23 protein-coding genes and 1 riboswitch are annotated in these 23,485 nt (G+C 55.5%); of the genes, 11 read left to right on the forward strand and 12 right to left on the reverse strand.

Annotation, left to right across the window (positions count from 1 at the left end):
- The first annotated feature begins 459 nt into the window (after window positions 1-459).
- Genes AC2FFP_RS22015 through AC2FFP_RS22030 form a run of 4 tightly spaced genes read left to right on the forward strand, consistent with a single transcriptional unit; the run spans window position 460 to window position 3,962 of the window.
- Window positions 460-1,110, forward strand: coding sequence for a histidine phosphatase family protein (locus tag AC2FFP_RS22015; protein ID WP_496770792.1), 651 nt, complete (start codon window positions 460-462; stop codon window positions 1,108-1,110).
- Between the two features lie 21 nt (window positions 1,111-1,131).
- Entirely contained in the window at window positions 1,132-1,746 is a 615-nt protein-coding gene (locus AC2FFP_RS22020) for a glutathione S-transferase family protein (RefSeq protein ID WP_496741934.1), read from the forward strand.
- Window positions 1,747-1,760: 14 nt separating this feature from the next.
- The gene (locus tag AC2FFP_RS22025; RefSeq protein ID WP_496770794.1) at window positions 1,761-2,816 is read left to right on the forward strand and encodes a saccharopine dehydrogenase; all 1,056 of its coding nucleotides are present in this window, start codon (window positions 1,761-1,763) and stop codon (window positions 2,814-2,816) included.
- Between the two features lie 3 nt (window positions 2,817-2,819).
- Window positions 2,820-3,962: a saccharopine dehydrogenase family protein gene (locus AC2FFP_RS22030; RefSeq protein WP_496845391.1), complete on the forward strand. Its 1,143-nt coding sequence runs from the start codon at window positions 2,820-2,822 to the stop codon at window positions 3,960-3,962.
- Window positions 3,963-4,033: 71 nt separating this feature from the next.
- On the opposite strand, the gene AC2FFP_RS22035 is transcribed toward AC2FFP_RS22030, so the two are convergent.
- The 6 genes from AC2FFP_RS22035 to AC2FFP_RS22060 all read right to left on the reverse strand — a co-directional run bounded on the left by AC2FFP_RS22035 (window position 4,034) and on the right by AC2FFP_RS22060 (window position 8,279).
- Window positions 4,034-4,237, reverse strand: coding sequence for a DUF1127 domain-containing protein (locus AC2FFP_RS22035; RefSeq protein WP_472722265.1), 204 nt, complete (start codon window positions 4,235-4,237; stop codon window positions 4,034-4,036).
- 51 nt (window positions 4,238-4,288) lie between these two features.
- Entirely contained in the window at window positions 4,289-4,516 is a 228-nt protein-coding gene (locus AC2FFP_RS22040) for a DUF1127 domain-containing protein (protein WP_496741928.1), read from the reverse strand.
- A 270-nt stretch (window positions 4,517-4,786) separates the two neighbouring features.
- Entirely contained in the window at window positions 4,787-5,281 is a 495-nt protein-coding gene (locus AC2FFP_RS22045; protein ID WP_496741927.1) for a universal stress protein, read from the reverse strand.
- Between the two features lie 17 nt (window positions 5,282-5,298).
- Window positions 5,299-6,639: a TRAP transporter large permease gene (locus AC2FFP_RS22050; RefSeq protein ID WP_058273758.1), complete on the reverse strand. Its 1,341-nt coding sequence runs from the start codon at window positions 6,637-6,639 to the stop codon at window positions 5,299-5,301.
- Between the two features lie 17 nt (window positions 6,640-6,656).
- Window positions 6,657-7,193, reverse strand: coding sequence for a TRAP transporter small permease (locus tag AC2FFP_RS22055; RefSeq protein ID WP_058273759.1), 537 nt, complete (start codon window positions 7,191-7,193; stop codon window positions 6,657-6,659).
- A gap of 69 nt (window positions 7,194-7,262) precedes the next feature.
- Entirely contained in the window at window positions 7,263-8,279 is a 1,017-nt protein-coding gene (locus AC2FFP_RS22060) for a TRAP transporter substrate-binding protein (protein WP_058273760.1), read from the reverse strand.
- A 170-nt stretch (window positions 8,280-8,449) separates the two neighbouring features.
- Between AC2FFP_RS22060 and AC2FFP_RS22065 the strand changes: the two genes are divergently transcribed.
- Complete coding sequence (locus AC2FFP_RS22065; protein ID WP_496881513.1) at window positions 8,450-9,361, forward strand: LysR family transcriptional regulator; 912 nt, start codon at window positions 8,450-8,452, stop codon at window positions 9,359-9,361.
- Window positions 9,362-9,546: 185 nt separating this feature from the next.
- Window positions 9,547-9,789 (forward strand): hypothetical protein, encoded by a 243-nt coding sequence (locus tag AC2FFP_RS22070; protein WP_109310855.1) that lies wholly within the window; start codon window positions 9,547-9,549, stop codon window positions 9,787-9,789.
- A gap of 80 nt (window positions 9,790-9,869) precedes the next feature.
- Here AC2FFP_RS22070 and AC2FFP_RS22075 read toward each other — a convergent pair whose 3' ends face one another.
- The 3 genes from AC2FFP_RS22075 to AC2FFP_RS22085 are packed head-to-tail and all read right to left on the reverse strand — an operon-like array spanning window position 9,870 to window position 12,509.
- A complete protein-coding gene (locus AC2FFP_RS22075; RefSeq protein ID WP_109310854.1) occupies window positions 9,870-10,769 on the reverse strand; it encodes a metal ABC transporter solute-binding protein, Zn/Mn family in 900 nt (299 codons plus the stop codon).
- The gene (locus AC2FFP_RS22080; RefSeq protein ID WP_234416713.1) at window positions 10,766-11,668 is read right to left on the reverse strand and encodes a metal ABC transporter permease; all 903 of its coding nucleotides are present in this window, start codon (window positions 11,666-11,668) and stop codon (window positions 10,766-10,768) included. Before AC2FFP_RS22080 ends, AC2FFP_RS22075 begins: the two co-directional genes overlap by 4 nt.
- Window positions 11,661-12,509, reverse strand: a complete 849-nt coding sequence (locus AC2FFP_RS22085; protein WP_496881514.1) for a metal ABC transporter ATP-binding protein — start codon at window positions 12,507-12,509, stop codon at window positions 11,661-11,663. Before AC2FFP_RS22085 ends, AC2FFP_RS22080 begins: the two co-directional genes overlap by 8 nt.
- A 139-nt stretch (window positions 12,510-12,648) precedes the next feature.
- Window positions 12,649-12,859, reverse strand: a riboswitch (cobalamin riboswitch).
- A gap of 375 nt (window positions 12,860-13,234) precedes the next feature.
- Between AC2FFP_RS22085 and AC2FFP_RS22090 the strand changes: the two genes are divergently transcribed.
- The 5 genes from AC2FFP_RS22090 to AC2FFP_RS22110 all read left to right on the forward strand — a co-directional run bounded on the left by AC2FFP_RS22090 (window position 13,235) and on the right by AC2FFP_RS22110 (window position 19,829).
- Window positions 13,235-14,914, forward strand: a complete 1,680-nt coding sequence (locus tag AC2FFP_RS22090; protein WP_496881515.1) for an acyltransferase family protein — start codon at window positions 13,235-13,237, stop codon at window positions 14,912-14,914.
- Window positions 14,915-16,474: 1,560 nt separating this feature from the next.
- A complete protein-coding gene (locus AC2FFP_RS22095; protein WP_496727383.1) occupies window positions 16,475-17,056 on the forward strand; it encodes a methylenetetrahydrofolate reductase C-terminal domain-containing protein in 582 nt (193 codons plus the stop codon).
- Window positions 17,053-18,042, forward strand: a complete 990-nt coding sequence (locus tag AC2FFP_RS22100; RefSeq protein ID WP_496770953.1) for a methylenetetrahydrofolate reductase — start codon at window positions 17,053-17,055, stop codon at window positions 18,040-18,042. The genes AC2FFP_RS22095 and AC2FFP_RS22100 overlap by 4 nt, the downstream gene beginning before the upstream one ends.
- A 63-nt stretch (window positions 18,043-18,105) precedes the next feature.
- Window positions 18,106-18,432 (forward strand): hypothetical protein, encoded by a 327-nt coding sequence (locus tag AC2FFP_RS22105; protein WP_496881516.1) that lies wholly within the window; start codon window positions 18,106-18,108, stop codon window positions 18,430-18,432.
- A 2-nt stretch (window positions 18,433-18,434) separates the two neighbouring features.
- Window positions 18,435-19,829 carry an alpha/beta fold hydrolase gene (locus tag AC2FFP_RS22110; protein WP_282169975.1) on the forward strand — a complete coding sequence of 465 codons (1,395 nt, stop codon included), beginning with the start codon at window positions 18,435-18,437 and terminating at the stop codon, window positions 19,827-19,829.
- 427 nt (window positions 19,830-20,256) lie between these two features.
- On the opposite strand, the gene tcuB is transcribed toward AC2FFP_RS22110, so the two are convergent.
- Genes tcuB through AC2FFP_RS22125 form a run of 3 tightly spaced genes read right to left on the reverse strand, consistent with a single transcriptional unit; the run spans window position 20,257 to window position 23,412 of the window.
- Complete coding sequence (tcuB, locus tag AC2FFP_RS22115) at window positions 20,257-21,336, reverse strand: tricarballylate utilization 4Fe-4S protein TcuB (protein ID WP_496770753.1); 1,080 nt, start codon at window positions 21,334-21,336, stop codon at window positions 20,257-20,259.
- Window positions 21,326-22,720, reverse strand: coding sequence for an FAD-dependent tricarballylate dehydrogenase TcuA (gene tcuA, locus AC2FFP_RS22120; RefSeq protein WP_496770755.1), 1,395 nt, complete (start codon window positions 22,718-22,720; stop codon window positions 21,326-21,328). Before tcuA ends, tcuB begins: the two co-directional genes overlap by 11 nt.
- Window positions 22,721-22,731: 11 nt before the next feature.
- Complete coding sequence (locus tag AC2FFP_RS22125; RefSeq protein WP_496770757.1) at window positions 22,732-23,412, reverse strand: GntR family transcriptional regulator; 681 nt, start codon at window positions 23,410-23,412, stop codon at window positions 22,732-22,734.
- Between the last annotated feature and the right edge of the window lie 73 nt (window positions 23,413-23,485).

A 23,485-nucleotide genomic window follows, 5' to 3' on the forward strand; every position in this document is an offset into this window, starting at 1 on the left:
ACAGGCATCTCCCAACCAGCAAAATCAACAAGCTTACCCCCCAACTCAACGTGCAAGTCATACAAGGGGGTGCGTTTGAGGGCGTCAGACATGGCAGAGACCTTTCCTAAGTCCTTGGCAATATTGCCGCATGAATTGCAACGTTATCTCGGTAGTGCCGCCAATTGACACCAAGGTTCCTAGGACTGTGCAGCGAGTCAACAGGCTTCGACTGCTGGTGGTCTTTTGGTCCCCCGAGGCTGGCGTTGCAGAGGCATGTATACGGCCGCATGCAGCAGCTTTGTATCCTATAGGAAACTTTTTTCCGTTAGGCAACATCGCATGCGACGTGCCATGGGCAAATTTCTGCGGCGAACAAAAGACAGCCGAACCATCAAACTGATTTTTAGCCGCTTTCTGCCAAAGGGCTCTGGCACCGACCCGGAACCTGCCCTAAGACTTCGCGCAAGAGGGGACGCAATGGCACATATCACACTGGTGCGTCACGGGCAGGCCAACACCACCGCACGTGACGAAGTAAACTATGACAAGCTCAGCGATCTGGGCCATCAGCAAGCCCGTTGGCTGGGCGCGCATCTACAGAACACACAAGCGTTCTACCCGCGCGTCTATTGCGGAACCCTGTCGCGCCACGTGGAAACCGCCGCCAGCATGGGACTGCCCGAGCCTTCCCGTGATCCACGCCTCAATGAGGTTGAATACTTCACCATCTCGAAATTGTATGAAGAGCAACATGGCATCCCCGTGCCGACCGACCGGGAAGGGTTTGTCGAACATCTGCCCCGCACTTTTGCCGCCTGGGCCAGAGGCGAGATCGAGGAAACGCCCGAAACCTTTGAGGAGTTCGAAACACGCGTCTCGGACGCTTTGCGCGACATCGGCACCAATGGCGGTCCGGCGATTGTTGTAACCTCCGGTGGGTTGATCTCGATGGTTGTCAGGCAGGCCATGGGACTGGACATACCTGCGATGGCGCGGGTGGCTCTTGCCATCATGAATACCTCCATGCATCGTCTGCACCCGATTGGCGCGCAGCTAAGCCCGGTTCTGTTCAACGCAGTCCCGCACCTGGAAGCGCCAGACAGGCAGTTTGCCCAAACGCATCTGTAACCCAAGCCCGGAGGTCCCCTGATGCAGCTTTATTTTGCCCCCCGCACCATTTCGATCGCCGTTGCCATCGCCTTGGAGGAGGCCGGTCTGGACTATGAAGCGGTCCGTCTGGACTTCGCCGAAGGCGACCAGACCAAACTGGCTTACAAGCAGATCAATCCAAAAGGCCGTGTGCCGGCATTGGCGGTTGATGGCGGTATCCTGACTGAAACCGGAGCGTTGCTGGAATATGTCGCTACGGTTGCGCCCGACGCAAATCTGGTCCCCGCCGATCCGGTCATGGCGGCCCGTATGCGCGAAGTGATGTATTATCTGGCCTCGACCATGCATGTAAACCACGCACACAAGCTGCGCGGTGCCCGTTGGGCTGACAAGAAATCCAGCTGGAAAGACATGACCGGCAAGGTCGCCCAGACCATGACGACGTCCTGTGAGTACATCGTATCAAACGGTTTGCGCGGGCCCTTTGTGTTGGGCGATACGGTCTCGCTGGCGGACGCCTATCTGTACGTGGTGTGCAGCTGGCTGGAAGGTGACGGTGTGGACGTGTCGGCCTTTCCCAAAATCCTCGCTTTCCGCGAGGCGATGGAGGCGCGCGCCTCGGTTCAGGCGGTGCGCGCCGCCGGGATGATTTGAGTAAAGGACGACGCATGACACATCTCTGGGTCCGGGCAGAGCAACGCCCGAATGAAGAACGGGTTGGATTGACCCCAGAAGGCGCGGCGTCCCTGGTTGCGGCAGGCATCCGGGTGACAGTCGAGGAAAGCCATGTCCGCGCTATTCCGATAGATGGGTACAAAGCGGCGGGCTGTGAGATTGCACCAGAGAACTCGTGGCCCGACGCGCCGCAGGACGCAATCATCTTTGGCCTGAAGGAACTGCCAGAGAATGGCATACCCTTGCCCCATCGCCACATCATGTTTGGTCATGCCTACAAGGGTCAGCACTCTGGTCGCGCCCTTTTGGAACGGTTTAAGGCCGGGGGAGGCACGCTCTACGATCTGGAATACCTCGTGGATGAAAACGATCGCCGTGTCGCAGCTTTCGGATATTGGGCTGGTTATGCCGGTGCGGCTGTCACCCTCAAGACGTGGGCGGCACAGCAGCGCGGAGAGGAGTGCGCTCCGGTTGGTGTTTACCCAAGCAAAGACGCCCTGAACCAAGAACTTCTTGCCGAACTGGATGCAACGGGTTCTGATCGACCCCGCGCCATCGTCATCGGTGCCTTGGGACGTGTTGGCGCGGGCGCGGCTGATCTGTGTGAGGCAATGGGTGTCACTGTCACTAAATGGGACATGGCCGAAACCGCCAGCGGTGGGCCTTTCCCCGAAATCCTAGATCACGACCTGTTCCTGAACTGCATCTTTGCGCGCCCCGGCACCCCGGTTTTTGTACCACGGGGTGCGTTGACCGCCCCGCGGAACCTGACAGCCATCGGTGATGTCGCTTGCGACCCGGACAGCGATTACAACCCGGTTCCGGTTTACGACCGTGCCACCACGTGGGACGCCCCTGCCTTGCGTGTTGCGAGTGATCCGGTGATGGATGTCATGGCGATCGACAACCTGCCCTCGATGCTGCCGGTCGAAAGCTCTGACGATTATGCAGCGCAATTGTTGCCATCCCTGTTGACCCTGACCGATTTGGACAGCGGCGTTTGGGGTCGGGCAGCGGCGACCTACAAATCTCATATCGAAGGGATCTGAACGATGACCATCCATTGGTGTGGCACCGGCCTGTCGGCCATCCCCGGCCTGCGTCGCCTGATTGAAGGCGGACACAAGGTCACTGTCTGGAACCGGACCGTTGAAAAGGCCAAGGCCGAAGTCGGAGACCTGACCGACGACATTCGTGCCTTTGACATCGACGCACTGGGCGCAGTGCTGAAAAAAGGCGACGTTATCGTCTCGATGCTGCCGGGCGATTGGCACGTACCGCTGGCGGAACTCGCGATTTCCAAAAAGGCCAACTTTGTCTCATCCTCTTACATCGCGCCCGAGATGCGCGCGCTGGACGACAAGGCGCGCGAGGCCGGTGTGGCGCTGGTGAATGAGGTCGGGCTTGATCCGGGTATTGACCACCTGATGGCACATGCCCTGATCGCCGACTATCGCGCCTCGGACGCGTTTGATGCGAACAACCACCTGAGTTTCATCTCGTATTGCGGCGGCATTCCGAAGAACCCCAACCCGTTCCGGTACAAGTTCAGTTGGTCCCCGCTGGGTGTGCTCAAGGCGTTGCGTTCGCCGTCCAAGTCGATCCGTGACTATGCTCCGCTGGATGTAGCCCGCCCCTGGGATGCAATCAGCAGCTATGTTGCACCCCTGCCGACGCCGGAAAGCTTTGAAGTCTATCCGAACCGCGACTCGCTACCGTTCATGGAAGAGTATCAGTTCGAGGATCACTGGACCGTCAAGGAATTCGTCCGCGGGACCCTGCGCCTGAATGGCTGGGCTGATGCGTGGTCGGGTGTGTTTAGCGAGATCGAAACCCTATCCGGACCCGAAGGCGACGCGCGCCTGAAGGAAATGTCGGACCAGTTCTGGGACGAAAACGCCTATGACGAGGGCGAACCGGACCGCGTGGTTCTGTGCGTAGGGCTGAAGGCCGAGAAAAACGGCACCCCCGTCTGGCACAAAACCTATGTCATGGATGCCTGGGGCGACGCGCGTGGCACGGCAATGGCGCGGCTGGTGTCTATCCCGGTCTCGCTGGCGGTCGAAGCGGTCCTGAACCGTGCGATCGCCGTCGGTGTCCATGCGGCACCTAGCGACCCAAAACTGGTGCAAGGCTGGATGGCCGAGATCGACAAGCTGGCCCAGCATTTGCAGGTTGTGGATCACCTCGCGTAAGAAAAGCCACTCTGGCACGCCAGAGTGGCTTTGTTTCGCTTTTTTTCAATCGCCCGGCTTTTGCCAGCCTGTCAGATGTAGCGCTGAATCGTGTCTTCGATATCGCTGCGATTTATGCCCAGCTCTGACAATTCCTGATCGGAAAAGCTGTTCAGATACTGTGCAGCCCGAACGATTTCGGAACTGATTGCACGTATGCGCATAGCGCGGTCGAACAACAGCAGGGCGCTATTCGTGGGGGGCAATTGCTTGCTTGGTGGGATGACATCAAACATGGGGTCTACCTCATAACTGGTTACGCGAGCGTGTTTTGGGCTGGCCCGTCGCTACTGCCGATAGGGTGCACCGTGATAAACGCTTTGATAGGCGCGTTGCTTGATTTCAGCCCGAGGGACGCCGATGTCGCTCAGTTGGCGATCGTTTAGTGCCTCCAGGTCGTGGACTGTTTTGGCGAAAATCCTGCGGCGGAAGTGTTCGGTTCGGGCTTCTGCATAGTCCGCGAACAGCGTGGAAAAAACGTTGCGGTTCGGGGTGATGGTCTGTGTCGCTTCCATGGTCTTCTCCTCCTGAATTTGGATTGCGGTTTTGGTCACAACTCAAATAAAGGAACCGGTTCTTAAGGAGAGAACACCGTTTCATTAAGCTCCGTTAACGAAACTTGCCGGGTATGACTTGAGGCGGAGGTTTGTAGCTTGGAAAGCTATGGCCCGGGATGAACACAGGGCTGTTAGATGCGGAACAGGCGGTGTTCGGGCATCACCAGATTGGTTCGCGGAACAGCACAAAGCATGGGCCGCTACGATCGCGGCGGCCCATGGAAATTCTTAGCCCTCGTCCGGGTTCGGAACGATCAGTGTCGGGATATTCGACCGACGCAAGACACGTTTCGCAACTGTACCGAGGAAGGTGTGCGAAAAGCCGTGGTCATGTGCACCAAGCACGATCAGATCGCATCCCATCTCGACCGAGCGCCGCAGGATCACCTCGGCCGGGTGCCCGTCGGTGACCTCGATCGAGGTCACCTGATCACGAATCTTGGCGTCTTCGCCTTCGAACTGCGCCCAGAACTTTGCCTGCCGTTCGGCCAGCACCTTGCGCACCATCTCATGGCGACGCTTGGCGGCGGTTTTGCGGGTCTCTTCGTTCAGGATGAACATGTCCATCGTGATCTTCGCGTCGTCCGACAGGGGCTCGTTCACGTGCAGGACGTGAATTTCCGCCCCTGTTGCCATGGCAATGCTGGCCGCATTGCGCATGGCGTGACCCGAGTTCTCCGACAAGTCGGTCGCGAACAGGATATTTGTCACCATTTGTTTCATAACATTATCCTTTCAGGTCAGTAGCCCAACAGCCTTGGCAGCCATAGCGACAGCTCAGGGAAGAACGCAATGATGAAGATCGCGATGGTATTGGCCGCCGCAAAGGGCAATGCGCGCAACGAAATCTGCTCGATTGTGATATTCGAAATACCCGATGCGATGAACAGGTTTTCACCCAGCGGCGGCGTCTGGAAACCGATACCCAGCGTACAGACCATCACCACACCAAAGTGGATCGGGTCGATGCCAACCGAATAGGCCACCGGCAGCATCACCGGAACCAGGATCAGGATCGTGGCCAGCGTCTCCATGAACATGCCGACGAACAGCAGGAAGAAGATGATCAGCGCCCAAATCACATAGAGGTTGTCGGTAAAGCTGAGCATCGAGTCCGCGATGATCGCAGGGATCTGGTTTTCCACCAGAAGGCGGCCAAACACGGTCGCAGTGAACAGGATCAGCAGAACACGGCCCGTCAGCCACGTGGTGGCTTCAAGCGACTGGAACAGCGACTGCCATGTCAGTTCACGATAGATGACCACGCCAACGAACAGAGTGTAGAAGATCGCGACGATTGCGGCCTCGGTCGGGGTGAAGAAGCCGGTATAGATACCACCCAGGATCACCAGCGGCGCCATCAGCGACCAGAACCCGCGATACATCTCGCAGGCCACATGACGCAGCGACCAACCTTCGGCCACACCTTTGTACCCACGCTTTTTAGACATGAAGTAGTTAAGGATCAGCAAGCTGGTGGCGATCAGGAAGGCCGGAACGAAACCCGCGATGAACAGTTTCGAGATCGAAACCGACTGGAAGGTGCCAAACTTTTCAACTGCTTCCAGCGGAGGCGCCATACCGAGCGCGGCAATGCCGAAGATCACCATCGGGATGGAGGGAGGAATAATAATCCCGAGGCCGCCAGAAGAAGCGGTAATAGCAGAGGCATAGCCGCGCTCATAGCCACGGTCGATCATTGCTGGGATCATCAGCATCCCCACGGCCGCGGTTGTTGCCGGGCCCGAGCCCGAAATGGCGCCAAAGAACAGACAGGCCATAACCGTTGCAGCCGAAATACCGCCGGTGAATGGACCAGCCAGACTTTCCGCAACATTGATTAGGCGTTTTGAGATACCGGCGGCCTCCATAAGAGCCCCCGCCAGAATAAATGCAGGCAGCGCCATCAGTGGGAACGCGCCCACCGAGGTAAATGCAATCTGCACGAACTTGATTGGGTTTTCGCCCAGGTAAAGGAACGAGAACAGCGATGCCACACCCAGCGCAACCGTGATCGGTGCACCGATGAGCAGCAGTAAAAGAAACGATCCAAATAGGATTGTGACGATTTCGGATTCCATGGTTTTTCCTCCCTGCCTCAGTCGCGCTTAGCTGCTTCGGTGGCAGCTTTGATTTCATCAAGGTCGATCTGGTCAGGATCATGGATGTCTTCGCCTTTGATCAGGCGGCGATAGTTCACCTGAATGATGCGCACGGTCATCAGCGCAAAGGCGAGAGGCAGAACCATGTAGACATACTTCATCTCGATACCCAGGGTCTGGGACTTCCAGAACTTGTTCATCTTGTTGAAGACAAAGTCCGTCGCCAGATACAGGAAGTAGACGTTGAAAAAGAGCCAGAAGAGATCAGCAAAAGCCTCGATATACTTGATGTAGCGTTCGGGCAGGAACTTGAACTGGAAGGTCACCCGGTTATGCGCGCCTTTCAATGCCGCATAGCTGGCGCCAAAGTAGACAAACCAGACGAACATGTAGACTGACAGTTCTTCGATCCAGCTATACGAAAAGCCAAAGACTTCCCGCGCGATGATCTGTACAAACAGCAGACAGACGAAGCCGGATAACAGGATCCGGCAGATGATACTTTCGATATTGTCCAGAAATTTCCAGAACATTGCGGAATTCCCTCCTCCCTGAGATGAAAAGAGCGCCGAAGCGCTCTTTTCCTTTTCGCTCTTTGGCGATTATTGCTGGACGGGCTCGCGGCCGATGGCCTCGAGGACCGTGTTCAGTTTCTCGACGCCGCCGATGGACTCATAGAACTGAGGCCATACTGCACCGGTTGCCAGTTCGATGAACTCGGCCTCATCGTTCTCAGGATCGATGATTGCCATGCCTTTTTCGGTCAGCTCTTCTTTGATCGCAGCTTCAGAGTCGCGCAGGAACTGAGCGGAAATCTGAGTTGCTTCCTGACCGGCTTCCAGGATGATCTTCTGGTCTTCTTCGCTCAGACCCTGGAAAACAGATTCCGAAACGATCAGCGGTTCGATCGAGAAGATGTAACGCAGGTTGGTCACGTGGTTCTGGACCTCGTAGAACTTCATTGCGTTGATCGTCAGGTAAGGGTTGTCCTGACCGTCGACAACTTTGGTTTGCAGACCGGTGAAGGTCTCGGACCATGCCATCGGAGTCGGGCTGATACCCCAGGACTTGTAGGTTTCAATCATGATTTCGTTCTTGGGAACGCGGATGATCAGGTCCTGCAGGTCAGCAACCGAGCTGACAGGCTTTTTCGAGTTGGTCAGACGGCGGAAACCTGTGTAGGTCCAGCCGATGATGCGCACACCTGCGTCACGAATGGTGTTTTCCACCAGTTCCTGACCGATCGGGCCTTGGGTCAGCTTTTCAGCATCTTCCAGGGACAGGATCACATAAGGCAGAGTGAACACACCAACCGAAGGCGAGAACGGCGTGATGTTGTTGATCGCCAGCAGCGACATGTCCAGCGTGCCGATTGCGGCCTCGTTGACGGTGTCCTGCTCGGAACCCAGCTGACCGTTCAGGAACAGTGTAGCTGTGTGTGCGCCACCCGATTTTTCTTCGAGTGCCTTAACGAAAGCCAAGCCAAGGGCTTCTTGTGCGCTGCCTGCACTATCGCCAACAGCAATCTTGAAGTTTTTCGCGTCGGCTGCGCCCGCAACCATCAGGGCTGCGACCGAAACGGCAGCAGTCATGGTGCCAAGCTTTTTGATGAATGACATAGATGTCCTCCCAGTTTTATCATGTTTCGAGGTGCGCGCTGACCTGGGGAGAGATGGCCAGTCCGATTCTACCTCGGCTTTTTCAGAGTAGCTCGTGAAATGTGTTTCTATGTTGCCATTCTTTGCGCGATAGGTTTCATATATATCGAACCTTACGAATTGGGTAGAAAATGGTTGCCTCACGCATCGGCGACAGCGACATCCGATTGCTGCGCGTTTTCAAGACGGTTGTGGAAAGTGGTGGTCTGTCTGCGGCCGAAGTTGAGCTGAATATCGGCAAATCGACGATTTCCAAGCATATTACTGATCTGGAACTGCGATTGGGCCTGAAGCTGTGTACGCGCGGCCCAGCGGGTTTCGCCCTGACCGAAGACGGCGCAAAAGTGCTGCAGGCAGCAGATCACCTGCTTGTGTCCGTGTCGCAATTTCGAAACGAGGTCAGCGAGATCAAGGAACAGTTGGGGGGAACGATCCGCATTTCGCTGTTTGATCAATGTGCATCAAACCCGGATTCCCGGCTTGCCCGTGCCATTCATCGGTTCAACGAAGCCGCCCCCTCGGTCCAGATCGAATTGTCCCTTGAGCCGCCAAACGTGATCGAAACCATGGTTATCAGCGGTCAGCTCGACATCGGGATTATTGCGCTGCATCGCCCTTCGACAAGTCTGAACTATGCGCCGTTATATGGCGAGAACATGTTCCTGTATTGCGGCCGGGAACACCCCCTGTTCGAAATACCGGACCGGGAACTCAGGACCAGTGACCTACTCAGGTACAATTATGTTGGGCTCAGCGTGAACTCTCCGAACCTCATTGTCGGTCAGCAACTGGGCTTTCAACGTTCAGCAAAAGTTCAAAGCGAGCAGGCGCTGGCCATACTTATCTTGTCGGGGCGGTACATAGGTTATTTGCCTGATCATCTTGCGCAGGATTTTGTGGACCAGGAAAAGATGCGGATGGTGTTGCCGGACGAAACGCAATATCGAACCCGGTTTGCTGCAGTGACCAGAAAGCAACCTCAACCGACGCGGGTGACCAAACTGTTTCTGGAAGTATTGCAGAGCGAACATTCGAAACCCTGACAACTGCCGAGCTGGCACAACACGAGCCAACTGTGGTGAAAACGTGCTTCGACACATCCTGTAAAAGCCAGACGCGAAATCAGGTTCGCCTTTTTGGCGTTGCCAAAAGCTTGTGACTTTCCGCCACATCACTAGCTCTCGCCTTCATCTCACTTACATGCGCCTCACCAAAATGAGGCGGACAAATGATAGACGACGATCCCCAACCCGTAGGGTATTATAACGCGCACGATATATGGACCCTGGACCCAACGCCCGCGGACCAGTTGGTCTATGATGCCTTTGCCTCGGGCGTCGTCGATCTTCTGCAAGTGTTGGATGACAACAAGACCATGATGTCACGGGACGTTTACGCAAGACTGTTCGCCTCGCTGTTGGATCTTTCCCGAACTTTGGGAGAATACGAAGATGGATGGAAGCCGGACTAGGTGGCGATTACCAAGAACCCGCTGTTCCAATGCACGGTACAGGGTGGCGGTTCAGGCACCGCCCCGTACCTAAAGACTAGTTAGCTTGCGGTTGCGTTCCCAAGCGCGTTCAACAGAGTGTTCAGATTGTGCTGGAACATCGCGAGATAGCTGGTGGCCGGACTACCCCGTTCCGACAAGGCGTCTGAGAACAGCCGCCCACCAATCACGATGCCGGTTTCATCCGAGATTTGCTGAATCAAAGTAGGGCTTGTGATGTTTTCAACAAACAGCGCAGCAGCGCCATCAGCCTTCAGTTGGTCAATCAGAACAGCAAGATCCTTGGCTGATGGCTCCGCCTCGGTGTCGATGCCAACCGGCGCAAGGAAAGTCAGGCCGTAGGCGTCTGCCAGATAACCAAATGCGTCATGTGCAGTCACAACCGTGCGGCGATTGGCAGGCAGGCCTGCCAGCTTTGTCTTGGTTTCTGCATCCAGCGCCTCAAGCTGCGCAATATAGGCCGCAGCATTGGCAGCGATTTCTTCGGCGTGCTCGGGCATCGCCTCTGTCATCACGTCGGCAACATTGGTCACGTAAATCATGCCATTCGACAGCGAGTTCCAGGCGTGGGGGTCGATTTTGCCCTCGACTGTGACAGGCGTGATACCGTCGGTGGCAACGTGCACGGTTGCGTCAGTGCCCGATTCAGCGATCAGGGTATCGGACCATGTCTCAAAGCCCAGACCGTTGACAAAGATGATATCCGCCTGGGCAACGGCCTTCGCGTCTGCAACCGAAGGCTGATACACATGCGCATCCGCGTCCGGGCCCACGATTGTCGTAACCGTGGCCAGATCGCCGACGACCTCTTCGACCATGTCGCCGAGGATCGAAAAGCTGGCGACGATCTTGACGTTGCCTTCTGCCGCAACGGTCGGCAATGCAGCCAAAGCAAACGACACAGAGGCGATGCCGGTGTAGAGTGACTTTACAAGAGTCATTGTGCTCTCTCTTCTTGTTGAATTTGGGCAATGGGGATGTCTTTGGAAACAGACGGTTTGCGCATCCGTCTGCCAAAACCAAGGGGACCGAAAATGGCGGAGAACAGAAAGAACCCACCGGCAACCAAAACGATCGCCGGGCCGGATGGCGTGTCCGGGAACAGGTAGGACAGGGTCAGGCCGATCCAGCAGCTGGACAAGGCAAATACAAAGCCCAGGACCAGTTGCCCGGTGATCGTACTGGCCCAATAGCGCGCAGCGGTCGCAGGCAGGATCATCAAGCCAACGGCCATCAACGTGCCCAGCGTTTTGAATGCCGCCAGCAGGTTCAGAACCAGCAGCAGCATAAAACCCTGATCAACCAGCCACGGCCGGCGCGTTTGAGTTTCGAAGAAAACCGGATCACAGGTGCTGACAATCAGCGGACGAAGCAGAACGGCGAATGCCAACAATGTTACCGTCGCCACCCCTCCGACAAGGATCATCGACGCGTCGTCGATCCCAAGGATTGATCCGAACAGGAAGCTTTTTAGTGGGACTGCGGACCCTGCTGCAGACAGAATAAAGATACCCACCGCCAGTGCGATCAGATACAGCGAGGCAAGGCTGGCATCGCTGCGCAGGATCGTCCGGCGTGCGAGAAAGGCGGTCAAAATGGCGACGCCAACACCCGCGATAAGCCCTCCGACCAGCAGTGACATGACTGACAAGCCCGCCGTGACAAAGCCGATGACGATGCCTGGCGTAATCGCATGGGCCATGGCCTCACCAGCCAGCGATAGGCGACGCAGAACAAGAAATGCCCCAACCGGCGCGACCGAAGCCGACAAAACCGTGGTTGCCACAAAAGCGCGACGCATGAAGGCAAAGCTCCACATTTCGACGATCAGGTCATACATTGGCGTGCTCCGCTGTTGAATGGGTGCCACGGAACATCCAGGACGCCTGACTTTCCGAGAGGTATCCTTGCGCAACCAGCCGGTCTGGTGTCAGAACGTCATTCACCGGTCCATGGGTCGCCTCTTGCCCGCCCAAAAGCAGCGCGTGGCTGCAATAGTCCAGTACCGAGGAAAGATCGTGCACCACCAAAACCACCGCGCGCCCCTCATCGCGCCATCGGCGTATAATCGACAGCAGATGCGCCTCAGTACTTTGGTCGACGGCGGCAAACGGTTCATCCAGCAGGATCAGCGGCGCGTCCTGCATGATAACTCGCGCGAACAGCGCGCGCTGCAGTTGCCCGCCCGATAGCATATGCAGAGGCCGGTCAGCGATATCCAGTACCCCGGCCTCATCCAGCGCGGCGGCCATCCGGTCACGCGCCGCGGCGTCCAGCCCGGTACGATAACCAAAGCCGCGCCAGGCCCCCATCGCGGCAAGATCCCTCACACGGATGGGAAATCGGCGGTCGAATTCGGTCATCTGCGCCAGGTAACCGATGTCACCAGGACGGCCCTGCGGCCAAGTCAAACTGCCCGAAAGCGGATCCATCAAGCCCAGCAGCATCTTTACAAAAGTGCTCTTGCCCGACCCGTTCGCACCAAGAACGGCCAGGGTTGTCCCAGCCGCGATATCCATGGAGAGGCGGTGAAACAATGTCAGGTCGCGGTAGCCCAACGTCAGATCGCGGATTTGTAAAACGGCCGACATCAAATCACCGCGTAAATCGCGAGCCACAAGATCGCCGACAGCGCCAGAGCCCCCGCGACCAGCACCGGAACACTGAATTCCGTCAAGCACTTACCCCTTTGGGTGTCAGCTTTTTGCAATGACAACGGCAACGCCTCCTGTGTTCGGACAGGGGCAAAGCGAGCGCAAGTTCGTGCACGGTACGGACCGCTTGAAACATTGTCATCTCCCTCTGGGACACCCCGCCCAGGTTCATAAATTTCGGATGGCAGGTCTCCTGACTTGCGGGTCAAAGCTGTCCCGATCCTTCCCAGGCTATTGCCCAGTGGACGATCTCGGGTCGCTCGCCGCCTACAGTTGCGGGGGCAGTCACGGAATTGGTCTTTTCACAGAACCGCACCGTATTCCCTTTTATCCCTGACCGCAGAATACAGTCGGGAACCATCACGTGGACCAAATACGAATTGATTTGATTCGACAAGAGCGCGAACCAATCGGTGATGGCAATTTGTACCAGGCTCCAATCGGCCAAAAAAATTCTACGATAAGGGTGCTAGCAATGGCAGTGACTTCGCGGGGCTCACTCAGAAGTTTTCAGCCTGGGTCTTGCAACGACCGGAACGCATAAACCTGCCAATACTTTGTTCGATTGGCTGCGGCGGCTCAAAGTTCCTCGACACACTCTTGACGACAGATACGCTTCGAAAGCTCACAGGCCCGAGCACAAAATACAAGAGTGGGTTTTGATTAAATGCTGTAACGGAAAGAAATTGATGGCCTTCGCAGCATTGCAGTTTTACCAGTGGTTCTTTTTCATTCCGGCATAAGCCTGTTCAGTGGAGGTTTTTTTTGGCGTAGACGTTTTCTTCGTTATCAGCGGATATCTAATAACCTCTATTATCCTTGATGATCTTGGAAAAAATAGCTTCTTTCTTTTGAAGTTCTACGAGCGTCGGGACCGACGGATCTTGCCTGCCCTGAGTGTCGTCGTACTGGTGTGTATTCCTATCGCTTGGTTTACCATGCTGCCCGATCCACTGGAAAACTTCGGCCAGAGTGTCGTGGCCACGATGTTCTCTCTGAATAATGTTCTTCTCACGCTAACAAGTGGATACTGGGACCTCGCGTCCGAGTTCAAACCTCTGGTTCACACATGGAGCCTGGCAGTTGAAGAACAGTTTTACATAGTTTTTCCGCTTTTGCTTATGGCCCTGTACCCGGTACTTAAACACAGAACGGATCTGCTGGTTTGGGCTATCATCGGGTCCAGTTTCCTGGCGAGCGTACTGTTGGTTCAAACCCACCCGGAGAGCACATTTTATCTTCTGCATACACGCGCCTGGGAACTCGGATTCGGTGCATTGGGGGCATGTTGGGAAAATAAGCGCAAGGTTAGAGCGAGCAACAGTCTTTCGCTACTTGGCCTTATAGCGGTGATTGCATCTATGGTGATCTTTGACGGGACCATGCAACACCCGTCATACCTGACAGCCGTTCCGGTCGTCGGGTCTTTGCTCGTTCTCCTCTATGCAAAGGAAGGCACTTTTGTCGCCAAACTGCTGAGCATCAGAATTCTGGTTGGCATTGGCCTGATCAGCTACAGCCTGTATCTCTGGCACCAACCAATTTTCGCATTTGCGCGCATTGCGAGCTTTGAGGAACCCAGCCCGTATTTTCTTGCCAGCTTGATACCATTTGCATTCCTTTTGTCCTATCTGACCTGGCGTTTTGTCGAACAACCGTTTCGCAACAAAAACGCGATCTCTCTTTCACGCCTTGTTGTTTCGTGCACCGCAGTGACCGCAACGCTGTGTGCTGTTGGGCTTTCGCTGTATCTCGGCCAAGGCTTCCCTACACGCGTTTTCGACACGGATCGAGAGGTCGCAGCGGGGATGCACATTTGGTATAATCACCGCATCAGCCAATACGACGCAGATAAGTTTGATACGAACAGCGGCATCAACGTTTTGATTGTCGGAAACAGTCAGGCCCGTGATTTTGCGAATATTCTCATTGAGATGGGCATAATGAAGGATGCAAATCTAATTTATCGCGACGCGCTCAATGTTTGCGAGCCCAGGCTTTGGGACGATGACACAAAATCTTTGATACAAAATGCTGACGCGACTTTCTTGCCAATCGTCAACCTTTCTGGCGCTTGCAAACTCTTTCTTGAAAACGGGCTTGCCGCGCAACACAATATCGTCTTCGTCGGCCCCAAACACTTTGGTTACAATCTCAATGCATTCACCTTACTGCCCAGATATGGTCGGCCAAACTATACGACGAAGGTATTCGAAGAAATAGTTGAGGCAAACAGGCAGAATGCGTCGGTCATACCGGCTGGTTTGTATGTCGATATCATCAGCTACGCGACCACAAATGGGAATCAGATCCATGTTTTCGATCAAAATGGAGACATTATTTCTGCGGACCGAGTGCATATTACCCAAGCCGGAGCCCAATTCTTTGCTTTATTGATGAAAGACCATCCAGCGTTTGAGATCTTTTTCTAACGCTGGGTCTTCGCATGTTCTGTCCTGATCAAAAGAAACAGATATGTGCGGCTTTAAAGTCTAAAATGAGAGCGATGGCCTTCTTCCAAATCGAGTTGCCGGGTGGTGCCATTTCCTCAGCCTTCCCGACAATAGTCTCGATCCGATTACCCCGGCGTTTGCGGTCATCCGAAGTTTAGATCAGGGAAATGCGCGCCGGATGTAACAGTACTTCCGTCACGACGGCGGCCCGGCCCCAAAACAAATGCTGCCCCGCTGGAGGCACTTAGGGGGCAAAAGCCCCCACATTCTTCTCCCAAACATCGCCAAACAACCCAGCGGCAGGGCATTGCGTCCTCGAATTTGGCTCTGTGGCCCTAAACGTCACCAGCAAAACCGCCCCTTGACCTGACCGACCGGGTAGCAAGTCAAATCTGGCGATTTGAGATGCGATTGGGCTCTAAGCGACTCCGCAACCGCTTCGAGATGTGAAATTGGCAGGACATGCACGACATCATCGGAGTCGCATTTACAGACGCGTTGGGACGCATTCGTTACCTTATGCCTACATCCCGCTTTGGGTTTGAGCGGTTCAAGGACAGCCATGCACTGAGAAAAATTCTGGACAATTCGCGTTTCAAATCCGTTTCGGAGGTATACCCACACTCACAACTGTATCCTGTTGCTTCCACAATGCTTCCAGTCAGTTTGGACCTAACGCAAAAAGCCTCGCGTTATGCGAGGCTAAGTATTTGATATCCGACCTTAAAGTTTGGTTGCGGGAGCAGGATACCAACGATGTTTGCAGTCTCTGCTCTACAGTACCGCATAGGCGCAATTCACATTCTTGCTCAGGTTCTTCTTAGTCGCGTGATATGTGTCGAGACTGTTGCACTTATGCACTATCGTCCGCTTCGCGCTGGCAAACGGACATCCGACAGAAACAGTCAGATGACCGCTTCGAGCCCGGCCCGGTCATCGGTTTGGAAGTCTCGCTTGATGGCGCAGCAAATGACCGATTTCAGCCTGAGAAGATCTCTTCCTGATACGCGACTAATGCACTAGCAATACCAAAAAGGGGGCACGTGATTGAAAAAAAGCCGGCGCAAACGCGCCGGCCAGTCCAACAGGGAGAAGGCAGAGTTGACCTCTGCATTGTGCAGTTCACCACAGGGATTTGGCGTTAGTTGGACCCCATTTTGGATTATTGTACGGTTGTGGCTTCTTTGCCGACACATCAAAAAACTAATCTTCAAACGGTTGCAGCTCTGTCCGCAAGCCGGTCGTAGCCACGATCTAGGAGAGCGACCGTTTTTAGTGAGAGCGGTTGTTCCTGTTTGAAACCCCGAGTTTTCGGGGGTGAACGTCCGCTCAAATCCGCTAATCGGTCATCTGAGTAAATCCGTCAGGTGACTGCGTTGAGCCCTTAGTAACGAATGCTGCACTCGGAACCAATGTCAGTTACCGGGTCAGTGTGCTTTACGTCGGGTGGGATTGGGCGGCAGTGATATGCAAGCGCTATATTACGTATAGAAAGTCGTCGACCCGTGCTAAGGTCAAGCCTCCACAAGGAACTAATCTATGTACCGTGTCCGACTTTTTGCCACTCGCCACGCACGCACATTTGAATGGATCTACAAGCGTGTCGAGCAGGTCATGGTGGCGCTGGACCCCCTTATCGCAAAAATTGGCTACAACCGTGTCGAGCGCCCGATTGCCCTTATCGAGAAGGGAGTGAAGACACTTCTTTTCGATTGCAAAATGTGCGGCCAATGCGTGTTGTCCTCAACCGGCATGTCCTGTCCGATGAACTGCCCCAAACAGCTGCGCAATGGCCCCTGTGGCGGGGTGCGGCAGGGAGGGTATTGCGAGGTGAAGCCTGAAATGAAGTGCGTTTGGGCGCTGGGCTGGGACGGGGCCAGCCACATGAAAGACGGGGCCGCGAAGATCAGGGAGGTTTTGCCACCTGTCGATCGTAGTCTGCAAGGCTCTTCCTCGTGGTTGCGCGTAAGCCGCGAAATGGCGACACTGAACCGGGAAAAACGGGATGCGGCCCGCATGGCCCTTGCTGACGCCTTTCCAGAGGCACGATTGCAGGAACCAAGCTCGGCTCCTCTGGCAGACGAGCCACCCAAGGCCACGACCTCGGGGCGCGGCACATGAGCGATACCTCACCCATCGAAAACACCCTGCTGCCCTATGCCAAGCCGCCTGAGGGTCATGTCTCTCACAGTCGGCTTGAGCGTGTTTTGCGCTCGGGCCGCTTTGCCGTGACGGCTGAATTGAACCCGCCCGACAGCGCCAATGCGGCGGATGTTTTTGATGCGGCCCAGCCCTTGGGAGAGGTCGCGGATGCGATCAATGCCACCGACGCATCGGGGGCCAATTGCCATATGTCCTCCATCGGCATTTGCGCTCTGCTGACCCGCGCGGGCTATTCTCCGGTTTACCAGATTTCCTGCCGCGACCGGAACCGCATCGCCATTCAGGGCGATGTTTTGGGGGCAGCCGCGCTGGGTGTCAGTAACGTGCTTTGCTTGACGGGCGATGGCGTGGGCGTGGGCGATCAGCCCGGCGCGAAACCGGTGTTCGATTTTGATAGCCTCAACCTGCTGCGCACCCTGCGCACAATGCGCGACGAAGGTGTGTTTCTGTCGGGACGAAAACTGTCCAGCCCACCGCAGCTGTTCCTCGGGGCGGCAGAAAACCCGTGCATCCCACCTTATGAGTGGCGTGCGGACCGCCTGACCAAAAAGGTCGAGGCCGGGGCCGATTTCATCCAGACCAACTATATTTTTGACATTCCCCTCTTTGAGGCATTCATGGAGCGGGTGCGTGATGCCGGCATGGACAAGCGCGTGTTTGTCATCGCCGGGGTCGGCCCTCTCGCCTCGGCCAAGGCGGCGCGGTGGATGCGCAGCAACGTGCCGGGCATTCACATCCCCGATGCCATCATCGACCGGTTGGAGGTGGCGCAAAACCCTTCGGATGAGGGCAAGAAAATATGCATCGAGCTGATCCAGCAACTGCGCGAGATTGTGGGCGTCTCAGGCGTGCATATTATGGCCTATCGGCGCGAACACCTTGTCTCCAGCATCATCCTTGAATCAGGTGTTCTGGCAGGACGGCGCAGGCGGAATAAAGGTTAACCTGTCTGGTTGGATAACCATTGCGTGTCGTCATTGAACTTTCGGAACAGCCGACCACTTGCAGTGATTGACAGACTTCTAACCGTGCTGCTTTTCGCTGCAGACGCAATGTGCGGATTGCTGCCGTTGGGGCGGGCGCAGCGAATTCACACTTTGTTCGCACAGTGGACATTCAAGCAAGTTGCAGCAAACGACCGGTATGCGGAAAACCCGCCGTTCCCTGAGAAAACGGATAGGCATACCTTTTTAATGATCGCTTCCACGGTCTTTGGTCAATTCGAGATCTTAGTTACCGATCATTCCACTGCACGTTTACAGTTATTAGGCATGTTGCCGGTTCTAACAGTCTATGAACGTGGTAGTGTTTTCGAGCCAACTTGCGGGAAGTAACCATGAGTCAACGTCGTCTTGCTGCAATTGTGTCTCTCGATGTCGTCGGCTTCAGTCGGATGATGCAGGGCGGCTCCAAGCTACTTCTCAAAACACTGAACACCTTGTACCGCGATTTGGTAACGCCGATCGTTGAGCAAAAATCTGGCCGGGTGGTCAAACTGTTGGGCGACGGAGCATTGATTGAATTTCCGTCAGCAGGAAACGCCCTAGAAGCGGCAATTGCGATCCAAACCGAGCTAAGAGAGCCAGACCATCCCTATTTGGTTCCGGAACGTATCCAGCTTAGAGCGGGTTTGCATGTCGGCGACGTCACCGTCGATGGCGACGATATCTTCGGAGACGGCGTCAACATCGCTGCGCGGCTCCAATCGGCAGCTGAACCCGGGGGCATTCTGGTCTCAAAGGTACTTTGTGATCTTGCCGGAGCGGACTATGCCAAACGTTTGCGCCGAGAAGGGCTTCACACGTTCAAAGGCATTGAACAGCCGATCGAAGTTTTGTCGATCAACTTCACCGATGAACATGTGTCCAAATCGCGCGCTAACTTCGCCAAAACACAGGAAATTCGTTATTGCAAAACTAACGACAACATTAGTCTGGCCTGGAGCTCAGTTGGGGACGGTCCTCCGGTCGTAAAGGCGCCAAGTTGGATTGGACACTTGGAACTTGACTGGCGCAATCCGGGGAAAGCTCCAATTTACACTTCCATCGCTCAACGACATCGTTTGGTCCGTTTTGATGCCAGGCTCAACGGTCTATCCGACTGGGATGCAGAAACTTGCACGTTCGAACGGTTCGTTGATGACTTGGAAACCGTTTTCGACGCAGCGGGTATCAAACGCGCGCCGATCCTTGCGATATCGCAGGGGTCCGCAGTGGCAGCTGCCTTCGCAGCGCGCCGACCTGACCGTGTGTCTGCGATCGTAATGATAGGTGGGTTCCCTATTGGTCGGGCAAAAAGAACGTCGCAAAAAGATGTGGAACGCGCCAACGCAATTAAGCAAATGATGACTGCCGGGTGGGATGATGATTATCCGTCTCTGCGTGATTTAATGGCGCAAATCATCGTGCCGGGCGCGAGCCAAGAAGAACGGCGGCAATATGCCGAAGATATGCGCAAGATGATTTCACCCGAAAACATGGGGCGGTATCGCGGCGTGATTGATAACATCGATATCACACCGATATTGTCCGAGGTCGAAGTGCCGTGCCTTGTTTGTCATGGGACGAGTGACAGGATGCAGCCGGTCGAACAAGGACGGTTGTTTGCAAAAGGATTACCCAACGCGAAGTTCATCGCCTACGAAAGCTCGAACCATACCATCCCTGACAACGACCCGGAATGGCCGCGTTTTGAGAGGGACGCCTTGGCTTTCTTGGCTGAACACAGCTGAATTATTGCTCCAAGTGCCTTCGGGTCTGGCGCTATTTCTCTCAAAACAAATGCAACAAGAGTACTTCGCCAGATTAATGGAACACAGAGTTGCGATAAATGCAGTCAGGCTCTCCTACGCCCAAGACGTCGAGGGAGAGTCGGTGGTCTTTGTTCATGGATAGAATGCGGATCATCGGGTTTGGGATGCGCACCGTGATTTAATCGCCCCACATCCGATGCAGCTTCCCGCGAAAGTAGACGTTCAAGCAAGTTGTCGCGAATGTCTGCAACGCGGACAAAGCTGCCTTTCGTGTCGATGTTGTCAATCACAGCAAACAGACCCATTCCAGACGTTGACCGCAACCCGGGGTGCTGGAACGAAGACTGCAAGGGCGTCAAAATGCGCTTGAATTGCGACTTTTTAATCCCTTGGCGGTGGATGTTTGCTAGCAACCAAAGGACAATTCTCTCTTACGCTGCGCGTCTCTGATCAAAGCTGCAAGTCGATAGAAGCCATGAGCCATCTTGGTGTATGGTACGAGCAGGAAGAACGTCAGAACCGAGCCAAGGTGGATGGCAAGCAGCGCGGGCATCAGAGCAGTTGAACCGAGGACGTAAAGGACCAGCCCGCTCAGCCCGACAAAGCCGAGCAATAGGACGAAGCCGATTTCGCCGCCCCATGCAGACGGGTCGCCAAGCTCGCGATCCGACTTTTGCTTGAGCAGAACCATGGCTGCACAACCTAATGTCAGCAAAATACCACCGGAAACGCCGAAGAGTTTTGGCAGAGACCAGAACCCGTAGGGCGCGTGCAACCCGAACCCGTAGTGCATAACCGTCGCCACCGAGGTCGACGCAAAGCACAGCAGGAAGCCGTACATGATGGCGTGGTGAATGTGGCGTCGGGCCTGACTGAAGCGGTCTTCGTCCTCGAAATTGCAACCCTCGCCGTGGCCTGCGGCCAAGTCTTGCATATTGCCAGCGCGTTTGAACGCAACTGTCAGATCAGACATTTGGATGGGTTTGCCACCGACCTCCGCCCAATAGCGCCTCAGGCTGATAGCCAAGCTAAAGAGTGGCAACAAGAATGCCGGCGCAAAGATTGCGACCATCGCATTGTGGGACAGGACTGCATAAAACCCCTCTCCTCCGCTGGAACCGATAACGCGAATTGCCCAGAACAGCAGGGCAAAACCGATGACCAGGGCCAGCGCGATCGCGCCACCATGCGTATGGAACCGCCGCGCCAAAGGCTGCGGCCAAGCAAAGCTTTCCCAACTGTCCCGCCGCACTTCAGCGAGAGCTTTCGGCAGGTTTAGGTCAAACTCGTGCGGTGCCGTATACTGACAAGCGTAGTAACACCCTCTGCAGTTGTGGCACAGGTTGGCCAGTTGCGTGATGTCTCCATCCGAGAACGCGCGTTCCGCGTGCAGCGACGGGAAGACCGAACAATAGCCCTCGCAATAGCGGCAAGCGTTACAAATCTCGGCCTGACGGCGGGCTTCTTGGATAAGTTCAGTTTGCATAAGCAGCGGCCTCACGTCCTGCGATGCGTCCAAAAACGGTTCCGATGGTCATGCCGAAACCGGCCAGATACCCCTGCCCCAGGATCGACCCGGCCATGGTCTCGCCGGCGGCCCAAAGGCTTTTGATCTTTCCGTTGGCGGTCGAACATTGCGCTGTGTCGTCGACCTTCAGGCCCAGATAGGTGAAGGTCACACCGGTGCGCAGCGAATAGCCATAAAACGGAGGCTCGGTGATCGGACGCGCCCAGTTCGTCTTGGGCGGCGTCAGACCCGAGGTCGTGACCCCGTCCAACTCAGTCGGATGGAATCCACTGGTATCGCCGCATGCTTCGTTGAATTCTGCAACGGTCGCCTTCAGCTTGTCGGCGGGCAGATCCATCATTGCAGCCAGTTCTTCCAGGGTGTCCGCCTTCAGTGGTGGAAAGACCGACGGCATAAACAGGTTCAGCGACTTAGCATCGATGATCACATAGCCAACTTGATCCGGTTGGGCCGCCACCAGACGTCCCCAGATCGCATAGCGCTTGGGCCAAACGTCTTCGCCCTCGTCATAAAACCGCTCGGCATTCTTGTTCACGACGATTGAAAACGGCACACAGTCCAGGCGGGTGACGATACCGCCATCGAACTTCGGCGCGCGCCCGTCAATGGCGACGGCGTGGCACTGGGTCGGATCGCCGACGCTGTCCACACCTTGATCCAACAGATCGGACAGAACCACACCACGGTTATAGGGTGTGCCCCGGATCAAGAAGTTCTTGGCAGGCTCACCCCATGCACGGGTCAGCCAATCGGTGTCGGCCTGAAACCCACCTGAGGCAACGATGACAGCTTTGGGCGTGATGCGATGAGATTGGCCCTCATAGGTGTAATCGACCCACTCGATCCGATCACCGTTCAACTCCAGATGCGTGACAGCAGCTTCGTACAGAACATCGACACCCAGACCCGCCGCAGTTCGGTAATAGGCGTTCACCAGAGACTTCCCGCCCCCCATGAAGAAGGCGTTGGTCCGCGCCAGTGACAGGGTCCCGGACAGGGATGGTTGGAACCTGACGCCGTGTTCTTCCATCCACGGAAGGCATTCCTCGGAGGTTCGGATCGCGAGGCGAGCAAGATGTTCGTCGGTTTTGCCGCCAGTGACCTTGAGCAGATCTTCAAGATACTCATCTTCACTGTATTCTTCGATCAGCGGGCCCAGAGGAGCGCCATGCATACAACGAAAATTGCGTGTATGGCGCGAGTTTCCACCACGATAGGCTTTTGGTGCCGTCTCGAGGATCAGAACACGGGCGCCTGCCTCGGCAGCAGTCATCGCGGCGCAGAGGGCAGCATTCCCACCGCCGATCACAGCGATATCATAAGCTTCCTTTTGGGTGGCCATATCCTGTCTACCTATTGATTTTTGTCGGTTGTCCGGTCGCGTTCTTGCAACGCCCGAATACGCATCCGTTGTGCAGCCTGAATATGCGCGCGCATTTCTGTTTCAGCCGCTGCGCCATCACGGGCCTTTAAGGCAGCCATGACGCGCTTATGCTCTGCCACTGCTGTCTCGGCCCGATCACCGTCCAGCAATTGCGATGGCCCAAGGATCAACAGCGCTTTTTGCAAAGACAACATAGACTTGGCAAGAAACCGGTTCTTTGCTGCGTCCAAAAGTGTGGCGTGGAAAATCCGGTTTATCCGAGCCGCTTCCGAACCGGTACCAGCCTCGGCCAAGCGAACATTCAAAACGCTCAGCTCGTCTAGCTCGACATCCGATGCAGCACGCGCTGCTAAACGGGCTGCAGTTCCCTCGAGCACCGCGCGCATCTCATAGAGTTCCATTACTTCGGCGTAATCGAGACAACGTACGGTTGCGCCCTGCCGTGGCACATGAGTTACTAGCCCGTCGGACTCCAACTGCCGGATAGCTTCGCGCACAGGGGTGCGACTGACGCCCAATCGTTCTGACAACTCAATCTCGCGCAGGCGTTCGCCAGGCTGAAGTGTGCCATCCCGAATCTCATCCAGCAGGTGTTGATACGCTGAATTGCCTTGTGGGCCAGGCTGATAGGGGTCGTCTTGAATGGTCATCGAGCGCTCACTTGTCTTTTTGCGTCCACTTGTATACATTTGGATACGTTGTGAGTCAATATTATCGAAAGCC

It is taken from the genome of Ruegeria sp. YTSC004 (assembly GCF_059609805.1).

Bases quoted from the DNA above. Each gene is read 5' to 3' on its own strand.
- AC2FFP_RS22020 (WP_496741934.1), top strand. From the start codon at position 1,132: ATGCAGCTTTATTTTGCCCCCCGCACCATTTCGATCGCCGTTGCCATC.
- AC2FFP_RS22045 (WP_496741927.1), bottom strand. From the start codon at position 5,281: ATGAAACAAATGGTGACAAATATCCTGTTCGCGACCGACTTGTCGGAG.
- AC2FFP_RS22110 (WP_282169975.1), top strand. From the start codon at position 18,435: ATGAGTCAACGTCGTCTTGCTGCAATTGTGTCTCTCGATGTCGTCGGC.
- AC2FFP_RS22065 (WP_496881513.1), top strand. From the start codon at position 8,450: ATGGTTGCCTCACGCATCGGCGACAGCGACATCCGATTGCTGCGCGTT.
- tcuB (WP_496770753.1), bottom strand. From the start codon at position 21,336: ATGCAAACTGAACTTATCCAAGAAGCCCGCCGTCAGGCCGAGATTTGT.
- tcuA (WP_496770755.1), bottom strand. From the start codon at position 22,720: ATGGCCACCCAAAAGGAAGCTTATGATATCGCTGTGATCGGCGGTGGG.
- AC2FFP_RS22100 (WP_496770953.1), top strand. From the start codon at position 17,053: ATGAGCGATACCTCACCCATCGAAAACACCCTGCTGCCCTATGCCAAG.
- AC2FFP_RS22035 (WP_472722265.1), bottom strand. From the start codon at position 4,237: ATGTTTGATGTCATCCCACCAAGCAAGCAATTGCCCCCCACGAATAGC.
- AC2FFP_RS22050 (WP_058273758.1), bottom strand. From the start codon at position 6,639: ATGGAATCCGAAATCGTCACAATCCTATTTGGATCGTTTCTTTTACTG.
- AC2FFP_RS22075 (WP_109310854.1), bottom strand. From the start codon at position 10,769: ATGACTCTTGTAAAGTCACTCTACACCGGCATCGCCTCTGTGTCGTTT.
- AC2FFP_RS22040 (WP_496741928.1), bottom strand. From the start codon at position 4,516: ATGGAAGCGACACAGACCATCACCCCGAACCGCAACGTTTTTTCCACG.
- AC2FFP_RS22080 (WP_234416713.1), bottom strand. From the start codon at position 11,668: ATGTATGACCTGATCGTCGAAATGTGGAGCTTTGCCTTCATGCGTCGC.
- AC2FFP_RS22095 (WP_496727383.1), top strand. From the start codon at position 16,475: ATGTACCGTGTCCGACTTTTTGCCACTCGCCACGCACGCACATTTGAA.
- AC2FFP_RS22070 (WP_109310855.1), top strand. From the start codon at position 9,547: ATGATAGACGACGATCCCCAACCCGTAGGGTATTATAACGCGCACGAT.
- AC2FFP_RS22055 (WP_058273759.1), bottom strand. From the start codon at position 7,193: ATGTTCTGGAAATTTCTGGACAATATCGAAAGTATCATCTGCCGGATC.
- AC2FFP_RS22025 (WP_496770794.1), top strand. From the start codon at position 1,761: ATGACACATCTCTGGGTCCGGGCAGAGCAACGCCCGAATGAAGAACGG.
- AC2FFP_RS22060 (WP_058273760.1), bottom strand. From the start codon at position 8,279: ATGTCATTCATCAAAAAGCTTGGCACCATGACTGCTGCCGTTTCGGTC.
- AC2FFP_RS22125 (WP_496770757.1), bottom strand. From the start codon at position 23,412: ATGACCATTCAAGACGACCCCTATCAGCCTGGCCCACAAGGCAATTCA.
- AC2FFP_RS22030 (WP_496845391.1), top strand. From the start codon at position 2,820: ATGACCATCCATTGGTGTGGCACCGGCCTGTCGGCCATCCCCGGCCTG.
- AC2FFP_RS22015 (WP_496770792.1), top strand. From the start codon at position 460: ATGGCACATATCACACTGGTGCGTCACGGGCAGGCCAACACCACCGCA.